This window comes from Pseudomonas sp. S06B 330, from assembly GCF_002845275.2.
In the GTDB taxonomy this organism is placed as follows: Bacteria; Pseudomonadota; Gammaproteobacteria; order Pseudomonadales; family Pseudomonadaceae; genus Aquipseudomonas.
Genome location: NZ_CP088149.1, coordinates 3,817,233 through 3,834,427, shown reverse-complemented (window position 1 = coordinate 3,834,427; position 17,195 = coordinate 3,817,233). Strand labels below are relative to the sequence as shown.

Below are 17,195 nucleotides of genomic sequence, written 5' to 3'. Positions count from 1 at the left end.
TTCAAAGTTCTTCGTTGGCCCGCGTCTGCGGGCGTGGCTAATGGAAATCTGTGTGCCTGCAGCCCGCTACAGGTATCCCCGGGGCGAGCTGGGCAAGCAGCGAACGGCACGGACCGTTCGCATTTTTATTCGTTATGCGCCGACGACGATCGGCTTCGCCAGGTCCGGGCGCAGGGCAGCAGCTGCAGGTGCAGCCGAAGCAATGCCAGCCTCGAACTCAGGGCGGAAGTACTTGATCGCGCTGCCCAGCGGCTCTACCGCGCCCGGTGCGTGCGCACAGAAGGTCTTGCCTGGGCCGAGGAAACCGACCAGACCCAGCAGGGTCTCGATGTCGCCCTGCTGGCCCTGGCCTTTCTCGAGGGCACGCAGGAGCTTGACGCTCCACGGCAGGCCGTCGCGGCACGGGGTGCAGAAGCCACAGGATTCTCGGGCAAAGAACTCTTCCATGTTGCGCAGCAGCGAGACCATGTTGACGCTGTCGTCTACGGCCATGGCCAGACCAGTACCCATACGGGTGCCAACCTTGGCGATGCCGCCGGCGTACATTTGCGCGTCCAGGTGCTCGGGCAGCAGGAAACCGGTGCCAGCGCCGCCAGGCTGCCAGCACTTGAGCTTGAAGCCATCGCGCATGCCGCCGGCGTAGTCTTCGAACAGCTCGCGGGCGCTGACACCGAAGGGCAGTTCCCACAGGCCAGGGTTCTTGACCTTGCCGGAGAAGCCCATCAGCTTGGTGCCGTGGTCTTCAGAGCCTTCGCGGGCCAGCGACTTGTACCAGTCGATGCCGTTGCCGACGATCGCCGGTACGTTGCACAGGGTCTCGACGTTGTTCACGCAAGTCGGCTTGCCCCAGACGCCCACGGCGGCAGGGAAGGGCGGCTTGGAGCGCGGGTTGGCGCGGCGACCTTCGAGGGAGTTGATCAGTGCGGTTTCTTCACCACAGATGTAGCGACCGGCACCGGTGTGGACAAACAGCTCGAAGTCGAAACCGCTACCGAGAATGTTCTTGCCCAGCAGGCCTGCTGCTTTGGCTTCCTCGACCGCACGGTTGAGGTTGCGCGCTGCGGTGGTGTACTCGCCACGCAGGAAGATGTAGCCGCGGTAGGCTTTCAGCGCACGGGCGCTGATCAGCATGCCTTCGATCAGCAGATGGGGCTGTTGCTCCATCAGCATGCGGTCTTTCCAGGTGTTGGGCTCCATTTCATCCGCGTTGCACAGCAGGTAGCGGATGTTCATGGATTCGTCTTTGGGCATCAGGCCCCACTTGACGCCCGTCGGGAAGCCCGCACCGCCCCGGCCCTTGAGGCCGGAGTCTTTTACGGTCTGGACGATATCGTCCTGGGACATTTGCGCCAGTGCCTTGCGGGCAGCGGCGTAGCCGTCCTTGGCCTGGTACTCGTCAAGCCAGATCGGCTCGCCGTCGTCACGCAGGCGCCAGGTCAGCGGGTGGGTCTCGGCGCTGCGGGCAATGCGGTTGGCTGGACCAAAGGAGGTGATGGTCATACGTAACCCTCAAGCAGCTTGGAGACGCCAGCAGGCTGGACATCGCCAAAGGTGTCGTCGTCGATCATCAGTGCCGGGGCCTTGTCGCAGTTACCCAGGCAGCACACTGGCAGCAGGGTGAAACGGCCGTCGGCGGTGGTCTGGCCCAGGCCAATCCCCAGCTCGCTCTGGATCTGGCTGACCACGGACTCGTGGCCACCGATGTAGCAGACCATGCTGTCGCACACGCGGATGATGTGTCGGCCAACCGGCTGACGGAAGATCTGGCTATAGAAGGTGGCCACGCCTTCAACGTCGCTGGCAGGGATGCCGAGCACTTCGCCGATGGCATAGATGGCGCCGTCCGGCACCCAGCCGCGTTCCTTCTGAACGATCTTCAGGGCTTCGATGGACGCCGCGCGCGGGTCCTCGTAGTGATGCATCTCGTGCTCGATGGCCGAGCGCTCGGTTTCGCTCAGAGCGAAACGGTCGGTTTGGATAAGCGTGTTATTCATGCTTAGCGGTCCACGTCAGCCATAACGAAGTCGATACTGCCCAGGTACGCAATGAGGTCCGCGACCATGCTGCCGCGGATCACCGAAGGGATCTGCTGCAGGTGCGGGTAGCTCGGGGTACGAATCCGGGTGCGGTAGCTCATGGTGCCGCCATCGCTCGTCAGGTAGTAACTGTTGATGCCCTTGGTCGCCTCGATCATCTGGAAGGATTCGTTGGCCGGCATGACCGGGCCCCACGACACTTGCAGGAAGTGAGTGATCAGGGTTTCGATGTGCTGCAGGGTGCGCTCTTTCGGCGGCGGCGTGGTCAGCGGGTGATCCGCTTTGTACGGGCCTTCCGGCATGTTGCGCAGGCACTGATCGATGATGCGGATACTCTGGCGCATCTCTTCGACACGGACCATGCAGCGATCGTAGGCATCGCCGTTGTGGGCCAGCGGTACTTCGAACTCGAAGTTCTCGTAGCCGGAGTAAGGACGGGCTTTACGCAGGTCGAAGTCCAGACCGGTGGAGCGCAGGCCAGCACCGGTGACGCCCCATTCCAGGGCCTCTTTGGTGTTGTACTGGGCAACGCCGATGGTCCGGCCTTTGAGAATGCTGTTCTGCAGGGCCGCCTTGGTGTATTCGTCCAGGCGCTTTGGCAGCCATTCGACGAAGTCTTTCACCAGTTTGTCCCAGCCGCGTGGCAAGTCGTGGGCGACACCACCGATGCGGTACCAGGCCGGGTGCAGACGGAAACCGGTAATGGCCTCAATCACGGTGTAGGCGCGTTGACGGTCGGTGAAGGTGAAGAACACCGGGGTCATGGCGCCGACGTCCTGGATGTAGGTACCCAGGAACAGCAGGTGGCTGGTGATCCGGAAGAACTCGGCGAGCATGATACGGATCACGTCGACTTTCTGCGGCACCTGGATGCCGGCCAGCTTCTCGACCGCAAGCACGTACGGCAGGTTGTTCATTACCCCGCCCAGGTAGTCGATACGGTCGGTGTAAGGAATGAAGCTGTGCCATGACTGACGCTCGGCCATTTTCTCGGCACCACGGTGGTGGTAACCGATGTCTGGCACGCAGTCGACGATCTCTTCACCGTCCAGTTGCAGGACGATACGGAAGGCGCCGTGAGCCGAAGGGTGGTTCGGGCCGAGGTTGAGGAACATGTAGTCCTCGTTGGCACCAGAACGCTTCATGCCCCAGGCTTCCGGGTTAAAGCGCGCGGCTTCTTCCTCAAGCTGCTGTTTGGCCAGGGTCAGGCTGTACGGATCGAATTCGGTGGCGCGCGCCGGGTAGTCCTTGCGCAACGGGTGACCTTCCCAGGTCGGCGGCATCATGATCCGGGTCAGGTGCGGGTGGCCGGCAAAGTCGATGCCGAACATGTCCCAGACTTCGCGTTCGTACCAGTTGGCGTTCGGCCAGATACCGGTCACGGTCGGCAGGTTCAGGTCGCCTTCGCTCAAGGCCACCTTGATCATCACGTCACTGTTTCGTTCCACCGAGAGCAGGTGATAGAACACACTGAAGTCAGCACCTGGCAGGCCACGGCGCTGGGTGCGCAGACGCTCGTCCACGCCGTGCAGGTCGTAGAGCATGCTGTACGGTTTGGCGACGTTGCGCAGGAAGGTCAGAACGTCTTTGAGTTTGGCGCGGGTAACCCAAAGCACCGGCATGCCGGTGCGGGTTTCCTGGGCGACGAACGCCTCGGGGCCAAATTTGTTGTTCAGTTCGACAACCACATCCTGGTCGTCAGCCTTGTAAGGCGGGATATAAATAGCGGTGTCCGCTGTCATGGTCTCGGTCGCTTTCGGTCAACGTAGAGAATGAAGCCAGGCTGCCTGTCGCGCACGCGCAGGCAACTGATAGCTGGATCAGACTTCGTCGGGGCTGCGCAGGTTGGTGACCTGGATGCGCTGTTCACGGCGTTGCTCTTTCTGCGACGGCATCTCGGCACGGTAAATGCCTTGATCGCCGACAACCCAGGAAAGAGGACGACGCTCCTGGCCAATCGACTCCTGCAACAGCATCAAGCCTTGCAGGAAGGCTTCAGGGCGAGGCGGGCAACCAGGGACATAGACATCCACGGGGAGGAACTTGTCGACCCCCTGAACGACCGAGTAAATGTCGTACATGCCGCCGGAGTTGGCGCACGAACCCATGGAGATGACCCACTTGGGTTCGAGCATCTGCTCGTACAGGCGCTGGATGATCGGCGCCATCTTGATGAAGCAGGTGCCGGCGATAACCATGAAGTCGGCCTGACGCGGCGATGCCCGGATGACTTCGGCGCCGAAGCGGGCGATGTCGTGGGGCGCCGTGAAGGCTGTGGTCATTTCCACGTAGCAGCAGGAGAGGCCGAAGTTGTACGGCCACAGGGAGTTCTTACGTCCCCAGTTGACCGCGCCACTGAGCACATCTTCAAGTTTGCCCATGAAGATGTTCTTGTGGACCTGGTCCTCTAGCAGCGAATCGGAGACGGTTTCCCGCTCTCCGATTGGATATTGCTCGTTGGGAGCATCCGGGTCGATTCTGGTGAGATTGTATTGCATTGCCAAAGCCTCATTGTTTCAGCTTCGCTTGCCGCTTACGACGAGCTTCCGGAGCCCAGTCAAGGGCGCCCACTCGGAATAGGTAGACAAGGCCTGCCAACAGAATTGCTATGAAAACGAGAGCTTCGACGAATCCGGTCCAGCCGCTTTCGCGGACGGACACAGACCATGCAAAGAGAAAGAGGGCTTCGATATCGAAGATCACGAACAGCATCGCGACCAGATAGAATTTGGCTGACAAGCGCAAGCGGGCGCCGCCAGTAGGCAGCATGCCGGACTCGAAGGGTTCGTTCTTGCTGCGGCCCCAGGCCTTGCTACCGAGCAGGGCGGACAGGCCGAGCATGAAGGCACAGAGGCCGACGACACCCAAAAGGAAAATGGCAAAGCCCCAGTTGTGGGCGATGAGTCCTGTCGAATCGGGCATGCTGAAAATCCTTATACAGAGACCAGTCTCTGCGGTTTGGAAAGTAGTGGAGCAGTGACGATATGTCGCAGCGGAATCTATCGTGCTGATTTTATGGGTAAACCCGGTGCAAGTAAAATTTCTGCAGCAAATTTATTCGTAGGATTAAGAACAAAAATCTTTCGTAACTCGCTGCAGGCCGCATGGGACGGGCATTGTCTCGGGTTTTGTTAATTATGTTTCTTGCAAAGCGTAATGAAGCTGTAGATTAGAAATGATAATTAATATCATTTGAAGCTGTGTAATTCGTCCTACTGTTCAGGTCAACTACAAAGTTGTGTGGCATAGGCTTCATCTGCAAGTTTCCACACCCCGTGTTTTAACCGAATTTATTCTGCCGTGCCGCGGTCTGGATCAAGGTTTTTGCTGAGCGTCTGGTGTAGACCGACGCGGCAATCGCCCACTGCCCTAGCCAGTAAGCGAGGATGATCAGGTACGGGGCCGCCTGAAAATGTGCGACAAAGCGGTCAATGCCGATCAGGCTGTCGGAAAATACGAAGGCGATAGCGCCCAGTGCGGCGACACCCCCACAGGCCAGGGCGCGCCAGAGCATGGCGCTGATGGCCAGGGCGTACACCGTCACCGGGATCAGCAGATCGCCCAGGCCACGGCTGATCAGTATGGCCAGCAGCGTGGTGCCGACAAGCGCCGAGATTACCAGTGCCGAGGCTGCCCGCTCGCGTGTTTCGCTCAGGTATCCGCGCAGGTAGGCCAGATGGGCGCAAAGAAACGCTGCCAGGCCAAATACGAACAGATCGCCAGGCACAGCCAAAAGGATGTCGCCCAGTACTGAGAAGCCCAGGCCAATGGTGATCCAACGTCGGTAGGGGGATGGTTCGGCGGCCTTCAGCCAGGCGATCAGGGCCAGTACCGGGATCGGTTTGACGGCAAGGCCAAGCAGCGCATTCTGGCCGGCCAGTGCGTATATATAGAAAGCTGTGCCGAGCAGCGCCAGGCAGAGCAGGGTAAATGGGCGGAGCATGGCCAATCCTTGGTGTTGTTGTGCACCCAGCATAGCCAATGGAAAATAATAAGGAAGTACTTCAATGGCTCTGTGGCAGTCGACGTTGCCGATGATTGGGTCATTACTGGCGGCATACTGGCCGCGACTTGATTGCCAGCGCTTCGCGCTCGATCACTGGCAAGGCCAGCCCACAGGCGGCGCTATATACAGCTGAGTCCGCCATCGATCACCAGATCTGCCCCGGTCATCCAGGCCGATTCGTCTGAAGCGAGGAGGATAGCTGCGCCGACCATGTCAGCAGGCATGCCGCAACGCTGCAGGGGGATGTCCTTTTTTCGTGCCTGCCAGACGTCCGGGGCGTCGCGCCATTGATCGGCGTTGCCTTGGGTGGCGGTCAGCCCAGGAGACAAGGTGTTGACCCGAATGCCGTGGACCGCCAGCTCCAGAGCACAACTGCGCGTGAGCATCGACAGCCCGGCCTTGCTGGCCTGGTAGGCGGCCATGCGGCTCAACGCCCGGAAGGCGCTCACCGATGACAGGTTGATGATGCTGCCGGCGCGGCCCTGGGCAATGCAGTCCCTGGCGAAGCGCTGGATGGCAAAGAACGGAAACCGCAGGTTCACTGCCAGGGTACGTTGGTACTCCTGTTCGCTGAAGTGCAGAAACGGTGTGCGCGAGACGAATGCCGGTCCATTCACCAGTACGTCGAGGCCGCCTAGTGCGTCATGAGCCTGGTCGAACAGCGTGTCGACATCGGCTTCGGCCAGATCGACGCGTGCCGATTCGGCGCGTCGACCGCTGTCGTGTGCCGCTGCCACGAGCGCTTCGATCGCCCTGGTGTCGGTGTAGGCGGTGACGAAGATATCGGCCCCTTCGGCTATGAACGACTCGGCGATGGCTCGGCCAATGCCGTTGGAGGCTCCGGTGATCAGTGCGCGCTTGCCCTTGAGTCTGCCCATTGGTGGATGTTCTCCGGTTTGCAAAGTTGGTAGCGGACAAGTAGTTCGCAAATAAAGGCTAGGGCGTATCCGGGTAATTTCCTGCAGAAAATGTCACAAATATTTTCTAAGTTATGTTGGTGTGTCTTGTTCTCGTTGAATGTGTCGGTAAGTGAGCGGGTGCTTTGTTTGAAAATAGCGCCTTAATTAATCCTGCGCGCGACTTTCTGATGCTTCAGTTGCTCTTCTCTGGTCTGTTGCTTGACCTGTCGTTTCAAATGGTGTTGGTATTGTTGCTCGGTGATTTTTACTGAGGGCTCACAAAGGTTACATATGTTGTATTCCGCTGTAAGAAATTTCCTGTTGTATTCGTTAGCTTTATACGTGTGAACTTCTTAATAAGGTTTATGGGGAATACCATGTCCGAAAAAAGAAATATGTTCATCAACACTGCCCGTACTATCGAACTGGGTAATACCTCTTGGCAGCTTGCCCAGGAGTCCGGCCTGACCGATCGCAGCGTTGTTCAATGTCATCCCAGCCGGCTGCGCGATCAGGACGGTCATACCTTCATGAATATGTGCTCCTGCTCCTACCTGGGGCTGGAGACCGATGAGCGGCTGGTCCAGCGGGCTGCGCGGTATGTCTTGGACAGTGGCACCGTCAACCTGCCGACGTCGCGCATCCGTATTCGCCTGCGCGAACTGGATGAGTTGGAGGACGCGCTGTCGGCTCACTTCGACTGTCAGGCTTTTACCGCGACATCCTGCAGTGCCGGCATTGTCGCTTCATTGCCGCTGTTGGCTGCCGGCATTTTCACTGATGGCGTGCGGCCCTATCTGGTCTTTGACAAGCACGCGCACTTTGCATTGAACCAGGTCAAGGCAATCTGTGGTGATGAAACTCAGGTGACTACCTGTGCGCATAATGATGTGGAATTCATCGAAGATATGTGCAAGCGCCATCGTCAGGTGGCCTATGTTGCAGATGGTGCCTACAGCATGGGAGGAAGTGCACCGATCGAGCGCTTGCTGGCATTGCAGGAAAAGTACGGATTGTTTCTTTATTTCGATGATTCCCATTCACTTAGTGCTTATGGCAGAAAGGGTGAGGGATATGTCCGTAGTTTGATGCCTGAGATAAACAGCAGAACCATACTGGTTTATTCGCTGGCGAAGGCATTTGCTGCGAATGGCGGCGGCATATTCATGTCCAGGCAGGCGTCTTATCACAAGGTATTTCGACGCTTCGGCGGTCCGATGTCTTATTCGCAATACCTGAATCCTGCGGCGATCGGGGCGGCAATGGCATCGTTGGAGATCCATCGTTCTGCCGAACTGGCCACCTTGCAGGGCAGGCTGATGCGCAATATCGCATTGTTCGATCAACTGATGCCGACCGAACATGCTGGTACACCGTCGCCGATTCGTGTCGTGCCCATGGCTAGCCCGGACATGGCGGTCAGTGTTTCCGGGGCGGTGTTCAGGGAGGGTTTCTACACCTCGGCAGTGTTCTTTCCGATTGTTGCCCGTGACAAGTCCGGCCTGCGCGTGATGCTGCGTGCAGACATGACCGAGGAAGATATCCGCAGCTTCTGCTCGATCGTCGCCCAGCAGGTACAGCGCTGCGGCGGGTCGCTCACAGGGAATGAGGAGGCGCGTCCATGAGTCCGTTCGTACCGAGAAGCCTGCTCTACTGTTCTGCTCTGCATCCAGGGCAGTACTGCAAGAGCGAACTGAGCGATGTCATGGTCCTGGACCTTGAGGATGGCGTGCCAGCCGGGCAGAAGGCCGCAGCTCGCCTGAACCTGGAGTTGTTCTTTGTTGAACAGTCACCGGTCAGCATGGCGGTACGCATCAATCCCCTGCGTAGCAACGAGGGGTTGCAGGATCTTCTGCTGCTCCAGCGAATGCGGCAACGGCCGGCTCATGTGGTCATGACCATGGTCCAGTGTGCCAGCGAGGTCGATATTGTGCGCGCCAATCTGGCCCGCGACGGCATATCTCCCTTGCTGTTCGTCACCGTGGAAACCCCGTCGTGTCTAGGTGACATCCACGCGGTGGCGCGTAGTGCCGACGGGCTGATCTTTGGCTCCGCGGATTATGCCGCCAGTCTGGGCGTAGACATTGGCGGCTGGCAGAACATGCTGCATGCCCGCTCAAGCATCGTCGCTGCCGCTGCGGCGTCGGGGATTCCGGCATTCGATACCGCTTACTTCCACCTGGATGACGAGTCGGGCCTGCGGGATGAGAGTCTGGCCGCCCGAGATCTGGGCTTCAGTGGCAAGACGGCCATCCACCCACGTCAAGTGGAGATCATCAATCAGGCATTCACACCTTCGGTGGAGGCGCGCGAAAAGGCCCACGCGATTATCGAGGCTTCTCAGGGCAGCGGCAGCAAGATCACCCGATTGAACGCGCTGATGATCGGGCCGCCGTTCGTCAAACAAGCCATGAAAGTCATGCAGCGTGCCCAGGAGCTGGGACTCTGAGGAGGTTGACGATGGAACCGATGATTACTGGCTATCAGCGCATTACGCCGAGCCGCTATCGTGAAACGCCCGGTTTGTCCTACGAAGCATTCGTTGTCGGCGATGTGTTCGAGCACCGTCCCGGGCGGACTGTCAGCGAGTTGGACAACCTGTGGCAGTCGCTGATCAACATGAACAATCACCCCGCCCATATCGACGCGCATTATGCGCAGCGTACCGAATTCGGTCGCCTGCTGGTCAACAGCTCGGTGACCCTGGCCATCGTCAGTGGCATGACGGTCGCCACCCTGAGTGCGCGTGCTATTGCCAACCTGGGTTGGGATGAAATCCGCCTGCCGAATCCCGTGTTTGCAGGCGATACGTTGTATGCCGAGAGCGAGGTGCTGGCCAAGCGCCTGTCCAGATCCCGACCGGGGCAGGGCATCGTCACCGTTGGAGTGATGGGTCGCAATCAGGACGGCTTGCCTGTCATTACCTATCGACGAACCTTTCTGGTGCCCTGCGAAGAATGTTCGCAGGACTATCCGATTGGTTGAGCGCATGGCAATCGAGGCTTCGGACATGCTTTTACTCAACGAACAGGATATCCACCAGTGCACCGATATCGCGGGAATTCTCGCGATCCTGGCGCGGGACTACCGAGCCAGTGTGCGTATGCTGGACAAGGTGCCCGCGCGGCAAATCATCGAGCATCGCTCGCATCGGGCGTTCTCACTGTTCATGCCTGCGTCTCTACCGGAGAGCCAGGTGATGGGCATCAAGGTGTCGTCTTTCTTTCCGGCCAATCCCCGCCGAGGGCTTGCGGCGATCAATGGTGCGGTGCTGCTTCTCGATCCCGAGACGGGACGTCTGCAGGCCATGCTCGACAGTGGCGCCCTGACTGCACTTCGAACCGCCGCCATGAGCGCCCTGGTTACCGACCGACTCTGCCCAATGACGCAACCGACGCTGGCCGTGCTCGGAGCGGGGGTCCAGGCCGGCGCGCACATACGGGCCATCGCCGCGATCCGGAAGCTGCGCCGGATCAAGGTGGTGTCCAGGAGCATTGACCGCTGTCGTGCCTTTGCCACCGCGCTGAGTGCGCAGATCGGTGTGCCAGTGGAAGCCGTCAGTTCTGTCGGGCAAGCACTGGCGGATGCGGACATCGTCTGCACCACCACATCCCACGACCGGGAAGAACCTCTGGTCCTGGCCCATCAGCTCAAGCCGGGCGTGCATATCAACGCTATAGGGGGCAGTACTTTGCAAGCCTGCGAAGTCGATCCCGGCTTACTCGGCCATGCGCTTATCCACGTCGATGACCCGCAGGCGGCGATGCGTGAATCGGGGGAAGTCAGCCAGGCCCTGGCTCGTTCGCTGATTACGCCCCGGCAGATTACCGCCCTCGATGCATTGCTACACAAGCCCCCGTCACCTCGGCACGCGGCAATCAGCTACTTTCGCTGCGTTGGCCACGCCAGCCAGGACATGCTTGTCGCCAGGCATCTATATACCACTGCGCTTGAGCGACAGTTGGGGCGGTGGTGCGATTACCTCAGCGGTTCGACGAAGAATCATACCCAGGGGCACAGGCAACCAGCGCCAAATGGAGAAGGATGACCACGTGAATATTCTGATGATTGATTCGCTGCGGGTGAACTATGTCGAGCATGGCGAGTTTGATGGCCAGCGTGATGACGGGACTGAGATCAAGGTGACCTGCACCCCGACGTTCAGGCAACTGGCATGGGCCGACGGTATCGTTGCCTTTCATTCTGTGGTGGTTGACGAAGCGCTGCTGGCCCGGGCATCGCGGTGTCGAGCGCTGGTAAAGGCGACCACGGGTGTGGATGACGTTGATATGGCGGCCCTGCAAAAACGGGCTGTGCGCTTTGCCAACATAGGCCAGGTGGGGGTGGATGAAGTTGCCGAGCATAGCTTCGCCCTGGTGCTGCTCGCCCAGCGCAGGCTGCTCGATTATTTCAGGCACACCCGCCAGGGTGGGTGGCGCTGGCGCGACCACGGTGGCGAGGTAGGCGAAGGTGGGGTGAAACCCTGCCGCGAGACGGTGCTCGGGCTGCTGGGGTATGGGGCCATCGGTCAGACTGTGGCCCGGCGCGCAGCCGCGTTCGGTTATAGAGTGAAGTTTCACGATCCAGCGCTGACACGCTGTCCGGACGAAGCAGCGCAGGCCTGTTCGTTCGAGACTTTGCTGGCACAGGCCGATATTTTGTCATTGCATTTGCCGCTGTCGCCGGCTACCCGTCACTTGCTCAACGATCGCAGTTTCGCCCGGATCAAGCCTGGCGCTGCGTTGATCAACACGTCTCGCGGTGCGCTCATCGATAACGACAGCCTGTTGCGGGCACTGGACAGCGGGCGTGTAGGGCAGGCCCTGCTCGATGTCGTCGAGCACGAGCCGGATGTACCGCGCGCACTTCGCGAACATGAACGCGTGGCAATGACACCTCACGCGGCGTTTTACAGCCATCGGTCATTATCGACACTGAAGGCAAAGGCGCTGCAGACCCTGCTGGCGATGTTGGAAGAAGATGCGGCAATCGGGGCCGATCAGTGCAGGCTGCAAGGCAGGGAGGGCAAGGTCCATGTTTGAATCGACCATCAAGGCTTGGCCTGCGCAGCGGTGTGAGATTCCCGAGTGGTTCGACCGCGCGACGGCTCAAGGCATTCTGCTCTACGGGCAACGCCTGGCTGCCAGGCGTCTGCTGATGAATACCTTGGGCAATATCGCCGTGCGCCGCCATTGCCCGCACTGGCGGTGCGATGTCGTCTATACCAAGCACCTTGGCCTGTCGCTCGAAGAGTGCGAATTGGAACACATCGTCGTGCTGGACCTGCTTTCGAATGAGTTGTTGCATGGCACTACAAGGCCGAGCCTGGGGCATCGGATGCACCGGGAGATCCTCTGCCGCCGCCCTGACATCAATGCCACCGTGCACTTGCATCCCAATGACGTCATCGCGTTCTTTTCGGTCTTGCGCTGGCGGGCGATGAAGTACGTTTCCACCGACACGGCCCTGGTGATGGGCAAGCCGCCCTGCATTTTGGGCGAAGGTGTGAACATCGAACTGGATATCCAGGCCATTGCCCGATGTGTGTCCGATACCAATTGCATCGTCATGCCCGGCCACGGTATCACCACCTTGGGGCGCAACCTCTCGGAGGCGTTTCATCGTGCCCTGGCCTTCACCGCAGAGGTCGGGCGCTTGATCGTCAGTCAACAGCTGGCTGCTGCCAGTGGCTTCCCGGTGGTTTACGTCGACGAGGCTGATGTACAGCAGATGTACCGGCAGGGCGAGGAAATCATCTATGGAGGGGCAGGCCGGTGAAACTGCATCCGCACACCTTGGCGGCCGGGCAATGGAGAGCACCGGAGCGTGATTTCTCTTCGGTATTGCTTGATCTCAATGAGAACCAGTTTCTCGAATCCTTCCTGGATACATTCCTTACCGGTGCATTGAGCCCGAGGGACTTGTACACCTACCCCAACTACAGGCTATTGCTTGATGCGCTCGCTGATTATTGCCAGGTCCCCAGGCAGCATCTGCTCCTGACCAATGGTGCCGACCAGGCCATCGATCTGGTGGTGCGGCTGGTCTTCGCGCCAGGCGCGCGGGTGGTCATTCCGTCGCCGGTGTTTTCGTTCTACTACCAGATGCTCGACGTCAACGGGGTGACGTCGGTCGTCGTGCCCTATGAGCGCCACGGACAGTCATTCCGCTTGCCATGCGATGCGGTGCTCGATGCCTTGCCCGGTAGCGATGGGCTGATCCTGTGCAATCCGAATAATCCGTTGGGGGTGCAGATTGAACCTGGCGATCTTCATCGGTTGATCAATCACTGTGTAGGGCTGAACAAGCCGGTGATCGTGGATGAATGTTATTACGAGTATCTGCGCCACTCCTGCCTTCCGGCTTTCAGCGGCCTTGAGCAGGTGTTCGTGATCCGCTCTTTTTCCAAGTACTTTGGCCTGGCAGGCTTGAGGTTGGGTTATGTCGTTGCCGGTGCCCATGCCGTCAGGCAATTACTCAAGGTGCGTGGCCCTTGGGATATCAACCATGCCGCAGTGAAGGCGGCCCTGCACTGCCTGTCCAACCTGCCGGCTTTGGCGTCGGCACATGGTCGCCAGGATCACGTACGGACGCAGCTCATCGAGTGCTGTCAGGGCCTGGGGGTCGGTGTCATCGATACCCACGCGAACTTCGTGCTACTCGATGATTGCAATGAGCAGCGTCTGACCAAGGCCCTGCACAGGGCTGGAATCCGCTTCGCCGATTGTTCGGGGTATCCCCATGCCGGTGCTCTGCTCGCTAATGTCCTGCGTGTGGCGATACCGGGGAGCGCCGACCTGCATACGCTCATCCAGGCTCTACATGAGGCTTGAAGTCATCCGTCGGGGTCGTGGGGGGCTGCGCACCCACAGTCATCGACGCTGGCCGACCAGAAACAGCGGAGTGCGGGCTATGTCAACACAACAATATTCATTGATCAGAAAGCTCTATATCTCCCAGCCCAGAGAGATGCTGCTCGATCTCAGCGCGTTGCAGCGCATCGGTATCTCGAGTCAGCGGGCTGCGAGCTACGCAAAGAATGGCTGGCTGAACCGTATCGCCCACGGGCTGTATGCCTTTCCAGAGACCGAACCGAGCCTGTGCGCTGGTTTCTCCTACCTGACACGGCAGATTGCTGGCTTGCATATCGGGGGTGACAGTGTGCTGGGGACCGTCTGTGAAGATGATGTCGCACCGCTGGTGTTGTGGGGTGATAGTCGCGCCTCATTGCCCCGCTGGTTTGTCGAACGTTATCCGGTGCGTTACGTGCATGCCCGATTGTTCGACTGGAGCGGCGCACCGACGCTAGGTACAGCGACGCTTGAACGGCAGGCAGGTTTGCTCAGGTCAACGCGCGAGCGTGCGTTGCTGGAGATGCTTTACGAGGTGAGTTGTAGTCATGATCTACTCAAGGCCAGGGATCGGTTCTGCGCTGTCGGTGACGTCTGCTCCCTGACCAGCGGGCGATTGCTCCAGCACTGTACCAGTGTGAAGGCTGTTCGCCTGTTCCTGCGTCTGGCGCGCCAGGCGCAGTCGCTGGACGTCGATGAGTTGCTTGGGCGCTGGCGGGTGCACACCGGTAGCGAGCGGCGCTGGATTGCACGGCTCAAGGATGGCACGACCCTGTGCCTCGGCCCTCGTGGATAGTGCAGTGCCCCGCGGTTTCATGCGCATGAGTCCACTGATGCACAAGGTGGCACTGCTCAAGTTATTGTTCGTCATGGCTAACGGCGTAGGATCGTTTGCGGCGTTGTTCATGCATCGACACTTCGGGCTGACGGATGCCGGGCTTGCGACTACTGTGGCGTTGATGATCACCAGTTACCTGGCGGGTAATTTGCTTGGCGGTCAACTGACCGGCCGGGTGGGCAGCCGGGCCCTGTTGTTGGTCTGCTCGGTGGGGGCGCTGCTGGCACTGCTGGCAGGCCTGGTGCTGGCCTCGCCGATCGCTATCGCGATGGTGTTGCTGTTTATGTTCAGTGCGGGCGCCATCACGCCGTTGTTCAGTGTCATGGCAGCCCAGGCTGCTCCGCCGGGCGACCATGTGGGTGCCTTTGCTTACCTGCACCTGGCCAGCAATGCCGGTGGTGTTCTGCTGTTCGTGGTCGGCAGCCTCCTGTTGAGCTGGCAAAGCCAGTATCTGTTGTGGTTCAACGCTGCAATTTGCCTGGTCTGCCTGGTCGCTAGTGCCGTGCTGACCCTGCCTGCGCCTGAACATGTGCCCGATGAGCGGGTAACGCAACGTAGCGCAAGGCGCGCGCCGATACCCGTGGTGGTGATCCTGGCCGGTGCGATGTTCTTCGTGCTGTCGTTGCTCGATGGGCAGCGCGAATACCAGTTCCCCCTCTGGCTGGCAGCGCTAGGTATAGGTGATGCTGCACGTTTGTTCGGGATGGCCGGTATCGTCAACGGGCTGCTGGTCATTGCCTTGACGCGACCGCTGATTGTCTTGACCCGACGCTGGTCAGCCATGAGTAATCTGGCGCTTGCGGCCATCTGCTATGGCATTGGCTTCGGCGCCTATGCCTTCGTCGATACGTGGCTGACGATACTGCTGCTGGTGGGTATCTGGACCCTGAGCGAGATCATTGGCATAACCTACATGGCTGCTCTGATTGCCCGGTATGCGCCAAAGTCGCGCCAGGGGCTGCTGTTCTCGCTGATACCCGTGGTGCAGGCAGGAGCGAAGGTGCTTTGCGTGGCGATGGCTGTACCGATGCTGGACAGCCTTGGTTTCAACGCGACCTGGGCAGTGTTTGGTAGTACAGGCGTGGTGTTTGGCGTGACCTGTCTGTTGCTGGGCCGGGGCAGAGCGGGTTCGCCGACTGACGTCAGCAACAGTCGATGACACATGAAATGAAAAAACCCGGAGAGCAGGGCTTCTCCGGGTTTTGATGCTGCTTAGGCGTTAGCTGCCTATCAGTGGAACTGCTCTTCTTCAGTCGAACCGGTCAGAGCGGTAACCGAAGACTTGCCACCTTGGATGACGGTGGTCATGTCGTCGAAGTAGCCGGTGCCGACTTCTTGCTGGTGGGCCACGAAGGTGTAGCCTTTCGAGGCGTCAGCGAACTCTTGTTCCTGCAGTTTCACGTAGGCGGTCATGTCGTTGCGTGCGTAGTCGTGCGCCAGGTTGAACATGCCGTGCCACATGTTGTGGATGCCAGCCAGGGTGATGAACTGGTGCTTGTAGCCCATGGCCGACAGTTCGCGCTGGAACTTGGCGATGGTCGCGTCGTCCAGGTTCTTCTTCCAGTTGAAAGAAGGCGAGCAGTTGTAGGACAGGATCTGGTCCGGGTATTCCTTCTTGATCGCTTCGGCGAAGCGACGGGCTTCGTCCAGGTCCGGTTTGGCGGTTTCACACCAGATCAGGTCGGCGTAAGGCGCGTAAGCCAGGCCGCGGGCAATGGCTTGGTCCAGGCCAGCACGTACCTTGTAGAAACCTTCCTGAGTGCGCTCGCCAATCACGAATGGCTGGTCGTACGGGTCGCAGTCGCTGGTCAGCAGGTCAGCGGCGTTGGCGTCGGTACGGGCCAGGATGATGGTCGGTACGCCAGCAACGTCGGCAGCCAGACGGGCAGCGCTGAGCTTCTGAACGGCTTCCTGGGTCGGTACCAGTACCTTGCCGCCCATGTGGCCGCATTTTTTCACCGAGGCCAGTTGGTCTTCGAAGTGAACGCCGGCGGCGCCTGCTTCGATCATGTTCTTCATCAGTTCGTAGGCGTTGAGAACGCCGCCGAAGCCGGCTTCAGCGTCAGCCACGATCGGTGCGAAGTAGTCGATGTAACCGTCGTCACCTGGGTTCTTGCCGGCTTTCCACTGGATCTGGTCGGCGCGACGGAACGAGTTGTTGATGCGCTTGACCACGGTTGGAACCGAGTCCACCGGGTACAGCGATTGGTCTGGGTACATGGACTCAGCCGAGTTGTTGTCGGCAGCCACTTGCCAGCCGGACAGGTAGATCGCCTGAATGCCGGCTTTAACCTGTTGAACGGCCTGGCCACCGGTCAGGGCGCCCATGCAGTTGACGAAATCTTTTTCCGGGCGGAAGGCCGGGTGGGCACCCTGGGTGACCAGCTTCCACAGCTTCTCGGCACCCATGCGGGCCAGGGTGTGCTCAGGCTGGACCGAGCCACGCAGACGTACGACATCGGCGGCGGTGTAGGTACGGGTCACGCCTTTCCAGCGCGGGTTCTCGGCCCAGTCTTTTTCGAGGGCTGCAATTTGCTGTTCGCGTGTCAGTGCCATGGAAATAAA

At 59.6% G+C, this 17,195-nt stretch carries 17 protein-coding genes; 9 read left to right on the top strand and 8 right to left on the bottom strand.

Annotated elements, in window-relative coordinates; translation table 11 throughout:
* Window positions 1-132: 132 nt before the first annotated feature.
* The 7 genes from nuoF to CX511_RS17040 form a co-directional block, all read right to left on the bottom strand.
* Window positions 133-1,500 (bottom strand): NADH-quinone oxidoreductase subunit NuoF, encoded by a 1,368-nt coding sequence (gene nuoF, locus CX511_RS17070; protein ID WP_101292957.1) that lies wholly within the window; start codon window positions 1,498-1,500, stop codon window positions 133-135.
* Entirely contained in the window at window positions 1,497-1,994 is a 498-nt protein-coding gene (gene nuoE, locus CX511_RS17065; RefSeq protein ID WP_045188416.1) for an NADH-quinone oxidoreductase subunit NuoE, read from the bottom strand. Before nuoE ends, nuoF begins: the two co-directional genes overlap by 4 nt.
* Window positions 1,995-1,996: 2 nt before the next feature.
* Window positions 1,997-3,778 carry an NADH-quinone oxidoreductase subunit C/D gene (nuoC, locus tag CX511_RS17060; protein ID WP_045188414.1) on the bottom strand — a complete coding sequence of 594 codons (1,782 nt, stop codon included), beginning with the start codon at window positions 3,776-3,778 and terminating at the stop codon, window positions 1,997-1,999.
* Between the two features lie 78 nt (window positions 3,779-3,856).
* Entirely contained in the window at window positions 3,857-4,534 is a 678-nt protein-coding gene (locus tag CX511_RS17055) for an NADH-quinone oxidoreductase subunit B (protein ID WP_010220398.1), read from the bottom strand.
* Window positions 4,535-4,544: 10 nt separating this feature from the next.
* The gene (locus CX511_RS17050) at window positions 4,545-4,958 is read right to left on the bottom strand and encodes an NADH-quinone oxidoreductase subunit A (protein WP_028944238.1); all 414 of its coding nucleotides are present in this window, start codon (window positions 4,956-4,958) and stop codon (window positions 4,545-4,547) included.
* 358 nt (window positions 4,959-5,316) lie between these two features.
* Window positions 5,317-5,979 (bottom strand): lysoplasmalogenase, encoded by a 663-nt coding sequence (locus CX511_RS17045; protein ID WP_101292958.1) that lies wholly within the window; start codon window positions 5,977-5,979, stop codon window positions 5,317-5,319.
* Between the two features lie 182 nt (window positions 5,980-6,161).
* Window positions 6,162-6,920 carry an SDR family NAD(P)-dependent oxidoreductase gene (locus CX511_RS17040; RefSeq protein ID WP_045188411.1) on the bottom strand — a complete coding sequence of 253 codons (759 nt, stop codon included), beginning with the start codon at window positions 6,918-6,920 and terminating at the stop codon, window positions 6,162-6,164.
* A 398-nt stretch (window positions 6,921-7,318) separates the two neighbouring features.
* Between CX511_RS17040 and CX511_RS17035 the strand changes: the two genes are divergently transcribed.
* The 9 genes from CX511_RS17035 to CX511_RS16995 all read left to right on the top strand — a co-directional run bounded on the left by CX511_RS17035 (window position 7,319) and on the right by CX511_RS16995 (window position 15,789).
* Window positions 7,319-8,566, top strand: a complete 1,248-nt coding sequence (locus CX511_RS17035) for an aminotransferase class I/II-fold pyridoxal phosphate-dependent enzyme (RefSeq protein ID WP_101292959.1) — start codon at window positions 7,319-7,321, stop codon at window positions 8,564-8,566.
* Entirely contained in the window at window positions 8,563-9,390 is an 828-nt protein-coding gene (locus CX511_RS17030) for an HpcH/HpaI aldolase/citrate lyase family protein (RefSeq protein ID WP_101292960.1), read from the top strand. Before CX511_RS17035 ends, CX511_RS17030 begins: the two co-directional genes overlap by 4 nt.
* A gap of 11 nt (window positions 9,391-9,401) precedes the next feature.
* Entirely contained in the window at window positions 9,402-9,926 is a 525-nt protein-coding gene (locus CX511_RS17025) for a MaoC family dehydratase (RefSeq protein WP_045188405.1), read from the top strand.
* Window positions 9,927-9,930: 4 nt separating this feature from the next.
* Window positions 9,931-10,989, top strand: coding sequence for an ornithine cyclodeaminase family protein (locus tag CX511_RS17020; protein ID WP_231353321.1), 1,059 nt, complete (start codon window positions 9,931-9,933; stop codon window positions 10,987-10,989).
* Window positions 10,990-10,993: 4 nt separating this feature from the next.
* A complete protein-coding gene (locus CX511_RS17015; RefSeq protein ID WP_101292977.1) occupies window positions 10,994-11,983 on the top strand; it encodes an NAD(P)-dependent oxidoreductase in 990 nt (329 codons plus the stop codon).
* Complete coding sequence (locus CX511_RS17010) at window positions 11,976-12,719, top strand: class II aldolase/adducin family protein (protein ID WP_045188403.1); 744 nt, start codon at window positions 11,976-11,978, stop codon at window positions 12,717-12,719. The genes CX511_RS17015 and CX511_RS17010 overlap by 8 nt, the downstream gene beginning before the upstream one ends.
* The gene (locus CX511_RS17005) at window positions 12,716-13,774 is read left to right on the top strand and encodes a pyridoxal phosphate-dependent aminotransferase (RefSeq protein ID WP_101292961.1); all 1,059 of its coding nucleotides are present in this window, start codon (window positions 12,716-12,718) and stop codon (window positions 13,772-13,774) included. The genes CX511_RS17010 and CX511_RS17005 overlap by 4 nt, the downstream gene beginning before the upstream one ends.
* A gap of 79 nt (window positions 13,775-13,853) precedes the next feature.
* Window positions 13,854-14,588: a type IV toxin-antitoxin system AbiEi family antitoxin domain-containing protein gene (locus CX511_RS17000; protein WP_045188399.1), complete on the top strand. Its 735-nt coding sequence runs from the start codon at window positions 13,854-13,856 to the stop codon at window positions 14,586-14,588.
* Between the two features lie 37 nt (window positions 14,589-14,625).
* Window positions 14,626-15,789 carry an MFS transporter gene (locus CX511_RS16995; RefSeq protein WP_158240004.1) on the top strand — a complete coding sequence of 388 codons (1,164 nt, stop codon included), beginning with the start codon at window positions 14,626-14,628 and terminating at the stop codon, window positions 15,787-15,789.
* Window positions 15,790-15,860: 71 nt separating this feature from the next.
* Here CX511_RS16995 and aceA read toward each other — a convergent pair whose 3' ends face one another.
* Window positions 15,861-17,186 carry an isocitrate lyase gene (gene aceA, locus CX511_RS16990; protein ID WP_045188397.1) on the bottom strand — a complete coding sequence of 442 codons (1,326 nt, stop codon included), beginning with the start codon at window positions 17,184-17,186 and terminating at the stop codon, window positions 15,861-15,863.
* Between the last annotated feature and the right edge of the window lie 9 nt (window positions 17,187-17,195).